12 protein-coding genes and 1 pseudogene are annotated in these 11845 nt (G+C 67.7%); 8 read left to right on the top strand and 5 right to left on the bottom strand.

The genetic code is table 11. The annotated features are described in order from the left end of the window. Both C7T91_RS02000 and C7T91_RS01995 read right to left on the bottom strand, forming a co-directional pair. Nucleotides 1-1236, bottom strand: coding sequence for a glycosyltransferase 61 family protein (locus C7T91_RS02000; RefSeq protein ID WP_108257790.1), 1236 nt, complete (start codon nt 1234-1236; stop codon nt 1-3). Then, nucleotides 1209-1745, bottom strand: a complete 537-nt coding sequence (locus C7T91_RS01995) for a hypothetical protein (protein ID WP_108257789.1) — start codon at nt 1743-1745, stop codon at nt 1209-1211. The genes C7T91_RS02000 and C7T91_RS01995 overlap by 28 nt, the downstream gene beginning before the upstream one ends. A gap of 402 nt (nt 1746-2147) precedes the next feature. Between C7T91_RS01995 and C7T91_RS01990 the strand changes: the two genes are divergently transcribed. Further along, nucleotides 2148-2963 (top strand): IclR family transcriptional regulator, encoded by an 816-nt coding sequence (locus tag C7T91_RS01990; RefSeq protein ID WP_108257788.1) that lies wholly within the window; start codon nt 2148-2150, stop codon nt 2961-2963. Between the two features lie 88 nt (nt 2964-3051). Further along, entirely contained in the window at nt 3052-3471 is a 420-nt protein-coding gene (locus C7T91_RS01985) for a response regulator (protein WP_161555690.1), read from the top strand. Between the two features lie 8 nt (nt 3472-3479). On the opposite strand, the gene C7T91_RS01980 is transcribed toward C7T91_RS01985, so the two are convergent. Continuing rightward, a complete protein-coding gene (locus C7T91_RS01980; RefSeq protein WP_108257786.1) occupies nt 3480-4709 on the bottom strand; it encodes an aminotransferase-like domain-containing protein in 1230 nt (409 codons plus the stop codon). Between the two features lie 182 nt (nt 4710-4891). On the opposite strand from C7T91_RS01980, the gene C7T91_RS01975 reads away from it, so the two are divergent. The 4 genes from C7T91_RS01975 to C7T91_RS01960 all read left to right on the top strand — a co-directional run bounded on the left by C7T91_RS01975 (nt 4892) and on the right by C7T91_RS01960 (nt 7573). Continuing rightward, nucleotides 4892-5353 carry an Lrp/AsnC family transcriptional regulator gene (locus C7T91_RS01975; protein WP_108257785.1) on the top strand — a complete coding sequence of 154 codons (462 nt, stop codon included), beginning with the start codon at nt 4892-4894 and terminating at the stop codon, nt 5351-5353. Between the two features lie 246 nt (nt 5354-5599). Further along, the gene (locus C7T91_RS01970; RefSeq protein ID WP_407943244.1) at nt 5600-6775 is read left to right on the top strand and encodes a type III PLP-dependent enzyme; all 1176 of its coding nucleotides are present in this window, start codon (nt 5600-5602) and stop codon (nt 6773-6775) included. 124 nt (nt 6776-6899) lie between these two features. Next, on the top strand, nt 6900-7154 hold the full coding sequence (locus C7T91_RS01965) for a type II toxin-antitoxin system Phd/YefM family antitoxin (protein WP_108257783.1): 255 nt from the start codon (nt 6900-6902) through the stop codon (nt 7152-7154). Beyond that, nucleotides 7154-7573: a type II toxin-antitoxin system VapC family toxin gene (locus tag C7T91_RS01960; protein ID WP_108257782.1), complete on the top strand. Its 420-nt coding sequence runs from the start codon at nt 7154-7156 to the stop codon at nt 7571-7573. The genes C7T91_RS01965 and C7T91_RS01960 overlap by 1 nt, the downstream gene beginning before the upstream one ends. Nucleotides 7574-7625: 52 nt before the next feature. On the opposite strand, the gene C7T91_RS01955 is transcribed toward C7T91_RS01960, so the two are convergent. Next, nucleotides 7626-9506, bottom strand: a complete 1881-nt coding sequence (locus C7T91_RS01955; protein ID WP_108257781.1) for a PhoX family protein — start codon at nt 9504-9506, stop codon at nt 7626-7628. Between the two features lie 374 nt (nt 9507-9880). On the opposite strand from C7T91_RS01955, the gene C7T91_RS34495 reads away from it, so the two are divergent. Both C7T91_RS34495 and C7T91_RS01945 read left to right on the top strand, forming a co-directional pair. Continuing rightward, entirely contained in the window at nt 9881-10228 is a 348-nt protein-coding gene (locus C7T91_RS34495) for a hypothetical protein (RefSeq protein WP_236637919.1), read from the top strand. After that, nucleotides 10224-10319 (top strand): annotated as a pseudogene (locus tag C7T91_RS01945) (IS5/IS1182 family transposase); the annotation flags it as partial. The gene C7T91_RS34495 and the pseudogene C7T91_RS01945, both read left to right, overlap by 5 nt. A gap of 122 nt (nt 10320-10441) precedes the next feature. On the opposite strand, the gene C7T91_RS01940 reads toward C7T91_RS01945, so the two are convergent. Then, entirely contained in the window at nt 10442-11809 is a 1368-nt protein-coding gene (locus C7T91_RS01940; protein WP_108257779.1) for a FliI/YscN family ATPase, read from the bottom strand. Nucleotides 11810-11845: the final 36 nt, after the last annotated feature.

Here is an 11845-nt window from a genome sequence, read left to right as displayed (position 1 = left end):
TCAGGGCGGTGCACCGGCCGACGGCGCGGCCTCCCGCTGGTCCTTCTTCCACCGGGCGGCGACCTGGTTCAGCCGGACGAACTGCTCGACCAGGCCGGAGCCGATCAGGCTGGCCTTCATCCGCGCCAGTCCCGCCGCACGCTCGACCGACGTCGTAGCACCAGCCAGATTGGCCAGCAGCCACTCGTCCAAGTCCCGGTCATGCGCCTTGCGGTACTCGGCGCGGTCCCAGACCGGCGCAAGGTCGATGCCGAATTCCGCGAACAGGTCCAGAAGGCGGTCCTGGTCGTAGACCGGCATGGAGCCCTGGCGCCCGGTGCCGCCGGTCGGCCCTTCGGAGAACAGGATGTTGCACTCCACCGGGTCGATATGGGCCAGCTTGCGGACCCGCGGCTCCATGTGTTCCTGCGCGAGGCGGACCCGCTTGCGGCGGACGAGGATCGCCACGTCCTGGGGCAGATGGCCGAGATGCTGGCGCGCATGCACCGCCGAGCCTTCGGCGAAGATGATCCGCTCCGCCTTGGCATAGGCCGTCATCTGCGCGTCGAAGCTCATGGTCTCCGGCCAGATCACGGTCACGCCGAGCGCGGCGAGCCGGTCCTCGAGATAGGCCTCCCCGGGGATCCGCACCATGTCCGGCGCCAGCCGCGAACGCGACACGTAGAGCGTGCCGCCCGTCGCCAGCACGATGCCCTTCTTCGCCTGCAGCGCGTTCAGCGCCTCGATGTATTCCGGCATCGGGCCGCACCAGCGGTGCTTGACGACGCTCAGGCCGAGATTGACCTTCTCGAGCTGCTCGCCCTGCGGCATGACATAGAGTTCCCGTGCCAGCAGCGGGCGGTCCTTGACGAACAGCAGCCGGTCGCGCGGGATCTCCAGCCAGTCGCACAGGTCGAAAACATAGCCCGGCACCTCGCGCGCGCCCTTGCGGCGCGCCACGGTAATAACCAGGCGGGCCTCCGGCATGGCCAGCCGCGAGAACAGCAGGCGCTGGCTGTGCTCGGCCATGAAATGCCCGAAATGGATCGAGGCCGCACCCGCCCAGATGCAGGGCTCCTCCACCACGACCGGCGTGCGGCCGGAAGCGGCGGGCTGCTTCGGATCGGGATGGCCGTTGACCCATTGCCGGTGCAGGCCGGGCTCGCCGCCCTCTTCCGCCGCGGGCCAGACCGGACCGGACGGCCAAGCCTTGCCGCCCGCCGGCTCGATCAGGATGTTTTCGAAGCGCTTGAGCAAGCCGGGCCGGCGCAGCCGCTTCTCCAGCGGCCCACGGCGTCGAGCCTGACGCCGCAGAGCGTGCCGTCGACCGAGACCAGCGCGGTGCGCCCGGCCTCGATCTCCTTCATCTCGCCGTTGATCGACAGCCGCGCGCGCTGCGGCCAGTCCTCGACGCGCGAGACGAAGACGCGGATGCCGCCTTCGCCCAGAACGACCGTGTTGCCGGGGCTGGCGCCTTCGGCCTCTGGCAGGTCGTCGCCGCAGGCGCCGCTGAGCATGGCACCGCCGGCGGCGATGCCGTCGAGCGTCACCATGCAGTAGTCATTGCCGGCCATGGTCAGCATGGTCTCGCCGACTGCCAGCGAGGCGAGCTGTCCCTGGACCGAAAGACGTGCGGCCTGCTCCTCCTGGGAGACGCGCGAGACGAAGACGCGCAGTGCGCCGTCGGCCAGCATCGCGGTCATGCCCGGGGTCATCGCGCCGGCCCCGCGCGGCACGGGCGGCGAGGTGGCTGCGGGCCGCGGCATCCGGCGGCGCCCCGGCGCTGCGGGCCGTTCTGGCCCGCATGGCGCCGGAGACCGAAACCCTGAGCCCCGATCCGGCGGCAGCGGCCATGCTCGGGCAGGATTTCGCTGCCTTCCTCGGCGTCCTTTCCGGTCAGCGGGCGCCTGTCTGACACCGGCGATGCTGCAGCTGCAGAAAATTTACTGAAAATCAAAAATGCCGCTGGCGAAATGCCGCGCGCCTCTGCTATCCGGGGCCCGCAGCGCGTGCGGCCAGAGGTCTGCAGCGCGTCCGGGATGTCCCGGGGACGTTTCCTTGATCGCATGTGATGCATGTCCGGCCCGGTTTTTGCGGCTGGGGCATGGAATCTCGGGGGTCTGACCCTATCTGCGGTTGCGTCCGGCCAGTGAATTCGGAGTGACCAGATGAGTGCGATCAGCGACGAAGGCGGCGAGGCCGCGAAATACCGGGCACCTGCCCTGTCCAAGGGGCTCGACATCCTCGAGCTGCTCTCGACCGTGGCGGACGGGATGACCCAGGCCGAGATCGCCAAGACCCTGGGACGGACCTCTTCCGAGATCTTCCGCATGCTCATGGTGCTGCGCGAGCGCGGCTATGTCGAGATCGACAATGACCGCTACCACTTGACCACCAAGATGTTCGTGATGGCGCACCGCCATCCGCCGGTGAAGCGGCTGGCCGCGGTTGCGGGCGACCCGATGCAGCGCCTTGCCGACCGGCTGAACCAGTCGATGCATCTGGGCATCCTGCACCGCGGCGAGATGCTGGTGATCGCCCAGGTCGACTGCCCCGACAACAACCTGACTTCGGTGCGGCTCGGCGCGCATGTGCCGGTCTACGACACCGCCTCGGGCCGGGTTCTGGCGGCGTGGCTCGAGCGCGACGCGCTCGACAGGCTGATCGGCGAGGCCGGGCGCGAGTCGCCCAAGCGCGCCGATTTCGAGGCAGACCTGCCCGCGGTGCGCCGCCAGGGCTTCTGCGTCAGTCCCTCGCACACCATCGCCGGGGTGGTGAACATCTCCGTGCCGATCTTCGATTTCACCGGCCAGGCGGTCGCTTCGGTGACGATCCCGTTCATCCAGCGCCTGTCGGGGACGTCGATCTTCCCGGCGGAATATTGCCGCGATGCGCTGGTCGAGATGTGCGCCGGGATCTCGCGGCGGCTCGGCGCGGACATGGAGCATCTGCATCCGGACCTGCCGGAGCTGCAATCGATCTAATTCGAACTGTTTCGCCCGTGCATCTTCCGCTTTTGTAAAGCAAGAGCCCCTACCGTCGGCGGTCAGGGGAGACATGGGGTCAGTGGCGATGCTGGGAAGCGACAAGATCATCCGGCCGGATGCAGAGGCGTGCTGCCTCAGCTGCCTGCTGGTCGATGACGATGCCTTCTGCCGGATGATGGTGCAGCGCGCGATCGAGAAGACGCGGCTCGACATCACCGTCGAAACGGCGACCAGCCTCGCGGAAGCGCGCGAGAAACTGATGTCGGCCTTCTATGATCTCGTCCTGCTCGACCATCACCTGCCCGACGGTTTCGGCGCGGGCTTCCTGGTCGAGATGGCGGAAGGCGGCGTGCCGCGCTGGACGCGGGCCGCCATCCTGACCGGGCTTCGCGAACATGCCGAGCAGGAACTGGGTAAGGGCCGCCCGGAGCTCCTGGTGCTCGACAAGTCCGATTTCGGCCCCGAAGTCCTCGAGGACGTGGCGCAGAGCTGCTGCGCCGCCTGAACCGCGGCTCAGACCGCGGCGGCGGCCGGTGCGCGCTGCTGTCCGGTGCCTGCGCCGATCGCGACCAGCGCCTCTGCCAGCCGCGCCATGCCGCGGTCGAGCTTCTCGGCATCGTTCAGCGTGAAGTTCAGCCGCAGCGCCGGGCCGGACAGGCCGAGCGGGTCGAAGACATTGCCCGGCCCGACCAGAACGCCATGTTCCATCCCGGCATCGACCAGCCGGTCGACATCGAGCGAGCGGTCCTTGGCACGGGCCCAGAAGAACATGCCGCCGACCGGAACTTCCCAGTCGAACCAGGGCGAGATGTGGCGCTCCATCGCCTCGGCCAGCGCGGTGCGCCGCTCGCGGTAGAGCGCGATCGCCTTGGGATGCATCTCCTCGATCATGCCTTCCTCCAGCGCGGCCAGCGTCAGCAGCTGCGACAGTGCGTTGGAGCACAGGTCGGTGGCCTGCTTGGCAGAACTCAGCTTGCCGATCAACTCGGGGTCGGCGATCACCCAGCCGACCCGCAGCCCCGGCACCAGCTGCTTCGACAGGCTGCCCATGTGGATCACCGGACCGCGATAGGGTGCCTCGGTGCCGCGCGATGACAGCTCCAGCAGGCCGGGCAGGGCCGGACCGTCGTAATAGAGCGCGCCATAGGGGTCGTCCTCGATCAGCCAGGTGTCGGTGGCATGGACGGCCTCGACCAGCGCGCGGCGGGTCGGCAGGTCGACCAGCTTGCCGGTCGGGTTCGAGAAATTCGGGATCATGTAGGCCAGGTCGGCCTTGCCGAGCGCGTCTGCCAGCCGGTCATGGCGGCTCAGGTCGACATGCTGATAGCGCGGTTCGCGCGGGCGGAAGGCATCCATCGCTCCGGCATAGGTCGGGAAATCGCAAGCGATGCGGCGGCCGGGCTCGATCAGCACCTTGCCGACGAGGTCCAGCGCCTGGGTGCCGCTGGCGGTGATCAGCACGTTGGAGGCATCGACGGCGGCGCCGCGGGCGCGGTAGCGGGCGGCAATGGCCTCGCGCAGCTCGGGCAGGCCGCCGGTCGGCGCATAGCCGAGCGCTACGCCCGGCCGGGTGCGGATCGCCTCGGCGGCAATCTCGGCCAGCCGGTCCGAAGGGAATAGCGAGGCATCTGGAAGCCCGCCCGCGACATTGACGAGATCCGCGATGCCCGCCGAACCGACGAAGCGGCTCGTCAGATCATTGGTACCCTCCAGCCAGGAGGCGAATTCGGCTCGTCCAGTCATGTCACTATCCTTGATATCCTGCGGCGGGACTCGCTGTCCCGCCGCGTGATGGGGTTCTAGCGCAGGAAGATGAACAATATGCGCTAAACTGCCGCCTCTTTCGCTCAAATTTCAGGGTCATGCACTAGCATTTCGTAAAATCGTGGTGCATTGCACTCATGACCGGACGGAAGGAGGCAGAGATGCAGCAGCTGGACGAGATCGACCGCAAGATCCTGCGGGCCCTGCAGAAGAACAGCAAGCGCAGCAGCAGCGAGATCGCCGAGGAGGTGGGGCTGTCGCAGACCCCCTATCTGCGGCGGGTGCGGCGGCTGGAGGAAAGCGGCGCCATCGACCGCTACGTGGCGATCCTGAATCCGGCGGCGCTGGGGCTGGGGATGACGATCTTCACCCGGATCTGGCTGACCGGCCAGGACGGGCGCAGCGTCGACGCCTTCGCCGCGGCGGTGCGCAAGATGCCCGAAGTGGTCGAATGCCACCTCATGGCCGGGGATTGCGACTTCCTCCTCAGGGTCGTGGTGCATGACATCCAGAGCTACCGCCAGTTCCAGGCGCATCACCTGACGCGGCTGCCGGGGGTGCAGAGCGTCAAGACCGAAATCCCCATGCAGCAGATCAAGGCCTCCACCGAAATCCCGGTCTGAGCCCTCGCAGAAAATCGCCGGATTCCGCCATGGCCCCAAGGGCTTGCCCAGGTCCGGCGAGAGCGGCGCAAAATTATTTTGACTTGGGTCAAATGGGGTCTTGCAGCGAATCCCGCTTCTATGCATATGCGCAAAAACAGACGCCAACGCACGCGCCTCTGGCCCAGAGGGACCCTTCCCGGCAAGCGATGCAGCGACGGAAACGTCTCCCTTACCCTTCCGGCCGAGTCCGGGATCCTGATGGAGATGACCATGAACGCTGCCACCCCCGACGTCGTCGGCGCATTCGACCTGTCCGCTTCCCGCCTCGAGACCTTCATCGCGGCCTCGTCCTTCGACCGCCCGACCCTTGTGCTGGACCGTTCGATCGTCGCCGACAGCTACGGCGCGCTGAAGGCCGGTCTCGGCCATGCCGACATCCACTATGCCGTGAAGGCGAACCCGGCGCCCGAGATCATCGCGACGCTGGTCGGGCTCGGCTCGCATTTCGACGCGGCCTCGCGCGGCGAGATCGAGCTCTGCCTGTCGCTCGGCGCCCGTCCCGAGACGATCTCCTTCGGCAACACCGTCAAGCGTCCGGCCGACATCGCCTTCGCCCATGCCGCGGGCCTGACCCTCTTCGCTGCCGACAGCGAGGAGGAGCTTCAGAAAATCGCGGCCAACGCGCCCGGCGCCTCGGTCTATATCCGTATCCTCGTCGAGAATTGCGAAGCCGACTGGCCGCTGAGCCGCAAGTTCGGCTGCGCGCCGTCGAAAGTCGTCGAGCTGCTCGGCCTGGCGCAGGAACTGGGCCTCGATCCGCGCGGCCTGAGCTTCCATGTCGGGTCGCAGACCCGGCGCGCCACCATGTGGACCGGCGTCCTCGACAACGTGGCCGGTGCCTGGGCGGCGGCCCGCGAGGCCGGCTTCGTGCTGACCCTTCTGAACATCGGCGGCGGCTTCCCGGCCTTCTACGGCGAGGAAGTCGACGGCAAGACCGAATACGCGTCGAAGGTCATGGAGCTGATCCGCGAGCGCTTCGGCATCGTCCCGCAGATCATGGCGGAGCCGGGCCGCGGCCTCGTTGCCGATTGCGGCGCGATCGCTGCCGAAGTGCTGCTGGTGTCGCGCAAGTCCGAGGACGACCTGCACCGCTGGGTCTATCTGGATATCGGCCGCTTCTCCGGTCTCGCGGAGACCGAGGGCGAGGCGATCCGCTACCAGCTGGCCACCGCGAAGGACGGCCAGGAGACCGGCCCCTGCATCCTCGCAGGCCCCTCCTGCGACAGCGCCGACGTGCTCTACGAAAAGCGCCCGGTCCAGCTGCCGCTCGGCCTGGCCTGCGGCGACAAGGTGATGATCCGCAATTGCGGCGCCTACACCTCCAGCTATTCCTCGATCGGTTTCAACGGCTTCCCGCCGCTGGCCGTCGTCGTCATCTGATCCGCGGGCGATCCCGCGACAGGGCCGGTTCCGCGGGGGACCGGCCCTTTCCGTTCCGGCCCTTGCCATCTTGCCCGGATCGCCCATATGTAGTAACGTTGCTACATCAGCCGGAGGGCCTGCCATGACGATCACCACGCTGACCAGCCGCGAGCTCAACCAGGATGTCGGCCGTGCCAAGCGCGCCGCGCAGGAGGGGCCGGTCTTCATCACCGACCGCGGCCGCCCGGCACATGTGCTGCTGACCATCGAGGAATACCGGCGGCTGGCCGGGGCAGGGCGCACGCTGGGCCAGGCGCTGGCCATGCCGGGCCTGTCGGAGATCGAGTTCGAGCCGGAAAAATCCGGCCTGGCGAGCCGCCCCGCCGATTTCTCCTGATGTACCTGCTCGACACCAACGTGATCTCCGAGCTGCGCAAGCTCGGCGATGGCCGCGCGGATGCGAATGTCGCCGCCTGGGTCGGCGGGGTGGAGGCGGAGGCCTGCCACGTCTCGGCGCTGACCTTGATGGAGCTGGAGATCGGCATCCTGCGGGTGGAGCGGCGCGATCCGGCGCAGGGCGCGCGGCTCCGGCAATGGATGCAGGACCATGTGCTGCCGGAATTCGTCCCCCGCTGCCTGCCCGTCGATGCCGCCGTGGCGCTGCGCTGCGCCGGGCTGCATGTCCCCGACCCGAAATCCGAGCGCGACGCGCTGATCGCTGCCACCGCGCTGGTTCACGGGCTGACTGTGGTGACCCGCAACACCGCCGATTTCGCCGCGACCGGTGCCGCTCTGCTCGATCCCTGGCAGGGGTGAGACGCAAAAAAGGCGCCCCGCGGGGCGCCTTTCCTTTTGTCCGTCAGCCGGGTCAGCCGATCACGTCGCCGTCCTCGCGCCAGACCTGGATCACGGCGGAACGCGGCTTGCCCGCGCCGTCCGGCCAGGAGCCGCCCGGGTGCTGGATGCCGACGAAGGCGGTCTTGCCGTCCGGCGACCAGGTCAGGCCGGTGACTTCGGCGCCGTTCGGGGCGGTCAGGAAGCGGGCGATCTCGCCGGTTTCCGGGTTGCCGACCAGCATCTGGTTGTTGCCCATGCCGGCAAACTCGCCCTCGTTGCTGTCATCGCCGTCGGTCTGGATCCACAGCATCCCGTCGGAAGAGAAGGCCATGCCGTCGGGCGAGTTGAACATGTTGCCCGCGGTGACGTTCTCCGACCCCTTGTAGGCGCCTTCGGCAGCTTCCGGGTTGCCGGCCATGACGAACAGGTCCCAGGCGAAAGCGTCGGCACCGTGGTCGCCGCCTTCGGGTTGCCAGCGCACGATCTGGCCGTAATTGTTGGCCTCGCGCGGGTTCGGGCCGCCGACCGGGGTCTCGTCTCCGCCGGCATTCGGCTTCAGGCCGCGGTTCTTGTTGTTGGTCAGCGCGCAATAGGCCTCGGCCTTCAGCGGGTTGGCCGCGATCCATTCGGGGCGGTCCATGGTGGTGGCGCCGACCTTGGAGCCTGCCATCCGCGAGAAGACCAGGATTTCCTCGATCGGCATGCCGGTGGTCTCGGGCGTCAGCGCCAGCCATTCGCCGGTTTGGTCGTCGTTGAACTTCGCGACATAGAGCGTGCCGTCGGACAGCAGCCCGTCGGTCGGCTGGCCTTCGGCCCAGGTGCCGTTCGACACATAGCGGTACATGAACTCGCCGCGCTCGTCATCGCCCATGTAGACGACGATCCGGCCGTCGGCGGCCTGCACCATCTCCGCGTTCTCGTGCTTGAAGCGGCCGAGCGCGGTGTGCTTGACCGGGGTGCTTTCCGGATCCGCGGGGTTGATTTCCGTCACGAAGCCATGGCGGTGCGGCTCGTTCGGCTCCTGCGTCAGGTCATAGCGCGCGTCGAACTTCTCGTAGGCATAGCGGCCTTCGCCGCCGATGCCGTAGCGGCCGTAGCCTTCGCCTTCCGGCATCTCGCCGGTGGCGCCGAAATAGCCGTTGAAGTTCTCTTCGCAGGTCAGATACGTGCCCCAGAGCGTCTTGCCCGAACCGCAGTTGTTCATCGTGCCCTTGGGGTTCATGCCCTCGGGATCGGCATTGGTCTTGACCAGCTCCGACCCGGCCGCCGGGCCGTCCATGACCATCTGGGTCTCATGGGTGATGCGGCGGTTGTAGGGGCTGTCGGCCACGACCTCCCATGCGCCGTCCTGCGCTGCGATCTCGAGGACGGTGACGCCCTGCATGTTCTTCAGCAGCATGACTTCTTCGGCATTTTTGGGCATGCCTTCGGAGTCCGCGGGAAGGTTGATCTTCGGGTTCACGTATTCCGAGTTGATCGCCAGCAGCACATGGCCGTCGGCTTCGAAGGTTTCCATGCCGTCCGTGTTCTCGCCGAAGACCTTGTCGGACATCGCGGTCGGCACGCCGGTTTCCGGGCTGTAGGCGCCCTCGGCTTCCGAGAACAGCGCTTGCCCCCATTTCACCAGCGGCTTCCACTGGTAGCCTTCCGGGACATGGACGTCGAAATCGGTGGAGATGCCGATCGGCGTGAACTTGAAGCCGCCGGTCTCGGCACGCGCCGCGGTGGTGGAGGACATCAGGCCCGAGCCGAAGACGGCTGCGCCTGAGCCGAAGGCCAGCACCGAACCGAGGAAGCCGCGGCGCGACATGGCGCGCTCGACGACGCGGTCGAAATCGCTTTCGGCGGGGCGGGGGTCGCGGAGTTCGTCGAACTCGTCCCAGGACAATTCAACGGTGTCGCGGCTATCCATGGCGGCGTTTCCTCTGGCTGACAGCTTGCTGGTTCCGGCCCATGGCCGAGTCGGCGCTCTCCTGTCACGGGAGTCCTGAAGTTTCATGTCAGGCAGATGAAGCTTTTGTGTCATCCGGGATGCCGTTGCGGCACCTGGCCGGGTTCCGGCCGGAACGCGCTCCGGACTTCCGCCAGAGCGTCTTCGCCATGTCCGGGCCACCGCGAGCCGCGACCTGGCCGCCGCTCGGGCAGACATGCCGCTGGGTCTTCGTGCTCCCGAGGCGGCAGGCGGTTGCGCCCCGGCACCGAGCCTTTGCTTCGACCAAGCCGGCACCGGCTATCGATCCGCGGCACGCCGCCGCCAGGACCGCCCTCACGCCTCGCGCCCGGAAAATGCAGCAACGCCGGTCGCCCAACCTGATTCCGGGCCGGAAGCGCTGCCTCCCCTTCGGCGGGCTCAGGGCCGGGACGCTCGTCACCGGTGCGGTTTCGGAGGCCGTGGCGCCGCTCGCGATCGAGGCCGCCTTGCAGGTGTGCGCCCTTTTGGGCAAGGCACTGGAGGACAAGCGCACGGTTCTCGAGAGGGAACTGCAGCAGGCCCGGCACGGCGCGTCGCAGGCCGAACGCCGCTACGCTACCGGCTGCCAGGACAACCGGCTCATTGCCTCGGAACGGCCTTGTTGCGTAAATGCGGCTGGGGATTCACTGCGCGAATCCAGCATGATAGCCGGCGGCGATTAGCAGACCGCCGAAGCCGACCTGCAAGACCACCAACTGGCAAGCGTATAATCAGGCGCTGAGGCAGCGTGGAGCGCTGACCGTCTGGTTCGAGTGCGCAGCCTGAAAATAGACACCGGTGACAACAACCTTGAAAAACACCGCGGCGTGCCTCACGCGAGAAGATAGTTTCTGCAACAAGCCCCGACCAGGCGGCATGAAGGCCTGCCCGATGCGTCAGCCGGGCTTTCCGAGACACCTGGCCAGTCTGGCGAAGCTGTCCGCGACAGTGCCGTCCTCTTCCTGCGAAATGAACGCATCGAGTTTCGGAAACAGCGAGATAGCCCGGTCGATCACCGGATTCGATCCCTGCGTGTAGAGGCCCGACTGGATCATCAGCTCCGCCCGGTCGTAGACGCCCAGCATCTCGCGGGTTTCCTGGATCAAGACGTTCTCGGCAGGGCCGGCCGCCGCAGGCAGGCTGCGCGACACCGATTTCAGAAGGTTGATGGCCGGGTAGCGGCCGCGTTCGGCGATCTGGCGCTCCAGCACGACATGGCCGTCGAGCACGCCGCGCAGGATGTCGGCCACCGGTCCGTCCATGTCCGCCCCGGCAACGAGGACGCTGAACACCGCGGTGATGTCGCCCTGGCCGTCCTCGCCGGGGCCGGCGCGCTCGGCAAGCGTCATGATGGCATGGGCCAGCGAGGGCGGATAGCCGCCGAGGGTCGGAGGCTCGCCGAGCGCGAGGGCGACCTCGCGATGGGCCTCGGCAAAGCGGGTTATCGAATCTGCAAGGAAAAGCACATCCTTGCCCATGTCGCGGAAATGCTCTGCCACGGACATCGCCGACCAGGCGCAGCGGCGGCGGGTCAGCGGAGACTGGTCCGAAGTCGCGGCCACGACGACGGTCCGCTTCATCCCCTCGGGGCCCAGCACGTCCTGCACGAAATGGCGCAGTTCGCGCCCGCGCTCGCCGATCAGCGCCAGCACCACGACATCCGCGGAAATGCCCTTGGCCATGCTGGCCAGCAGCGACGACTTGCCGACGCCCGAGCCTGCAAAGAGCCCGACCCGCTGGCCGCGGACGATCGGCAGCACGGTGTTGAAGGCGCAGAGGCCGGTGTCCAGCCGGTCGCCGAGCGCCTTGCGCCGGGCCGGCGCGGGCGGCGGGGTGTCGACCTGGCAGGGCGTCACCCCCGGCAGGAGAAACTTGCCGTCGAGCGGGTTTCCCAGCGGGTCGATCACCCGGCCGAGCCAGTCCTCGTCCGGGGACAGCAGCGCTTCGCCGAGCAGCTTGACCGGATCCGCGAGGGACACGCCGGTCAGCGGCCCGTCGGCAAGCACGGTCACGTCCGACGCCCCGATGGCCCGGATTTCGCCGGGCAGGATGCGTCCGCCGCGGCACCGGATTTCGACCCTGTCGCCGATGGACGCCACCCTGGTGAGGCCCGAGACCGAGATGCCCGCCTGTCCCAGCGAGGCGACGCGGCCGACATGGAAGACGGTCTTCACCTGGCTCAGCGCCGCGTACATCCGCTCGAAGGTCCGCTCCAGGCGGTCGATCGGCGTGGTGTCGAAGTATCCGATTGGCGGATCGGTCATCTTGGTTCCCGAGTTCTTGCGCAAACCGTTTCTAAA

The sequence above is a fragment of the Mangrovicoccus ximenensis genome (assembly GCF_003056725.1).
Classification (GTDB): domain Bacteria; phylum Pseudomonadota; class Alphaproteobacteria; order Rhodobacterales; family Rhodobacteraceae; genus Mangrovicoccus; species Mangrovicoccus ximenensis.
This window is presented reverse-complemented; position numbering and strand designations above follow the sequence as displayed.

What these genes read in the sequence shown, in the direction of transcription:
- C7T91_RS01940 (WP_108257779.1), bottom strand. Translation starts at nt 11,809, where the DNA reads ATGACCGATCCGCCAATCGGATACTTCGACACCACGCCGATCGACCGC.
- C7T91_RS01970 (WP_407943244.1), top strand. Translation starts at nt 5,600, where the DNA reads ATGACCATGAACGCTGCCACCCCCGACGTCGTCGGCGCATTCGACCTG.
- C7T91_RS01975 (WP_108257785.1), top strand. Translation starts at nt 4,892, where the DNA reads ATGCAGCAGCTGGACGAGATCGACCGCAAGATCCTGCGGGCCCTGCAG.
- C7T91_RS01965 (WP_108257783.1), top strand. Translation starts at nt 6,900, where the DNA reads ATGACGATCACCACGCTGACCAGCCGCGAGCTCAACCAGGATGTCGGC.
- C7T91_RS01990 (WP_108257788.1), top strand. Translation starts at nt 2,148, where the DNA reads ATGAGTGCGATCAGCGACGAAGGCGGCGAGGCCGCGAAATACCGGGCA.
- C7T91_RS01985 (WP_161555690.1), top strand. Translation starts at nt 3,052, where the DNA reads ATGCTGGGAAGCGACAAGATCATCCGGCCGGATGCAGAGGCGTGCTGC.
- C7T91_RS34495 (WP_236637919.1), top strand. Translation starts at nt 9,881, where the DNA reads ATGCAGCAACGCCGGTCGCCCAACCTGATTCCGGGCCGGAAGCGCTGC.
- C7T91_RS01955 (WP_108257781.1), bottom strand. Translation starts at nt 9,506, where the DNA reads ATGGATAGCCGCGACACCGTTGAATTGTCCTGGGACGAGTTCGACGAA.
- C7T91_RS01995 (WP_108257789.1), bottom strand. Translation starts at nt 1,745, where the DNA reads ATGCCGCGGCCCGCAGCCACCTCGCCGCCCGTGCCGCGCGGGGCCGGC.
- C7T91_RS01980 (WP_108257786.1), bottom strand. Translation starts at nt 4,709, where the DNA reads ATGACTGGACGAGCCGAATTCGCCTCCTGGCTGGAGGGTACCAATGAT.
- C7T91_RS01960 (WP_108257782.1), top strand. Translation starts at nt 7,154, where the DNA reads ATGTACCTGCTCGACACCAACGTGATCTCCGAGCTGCGCAAGCTCGGC.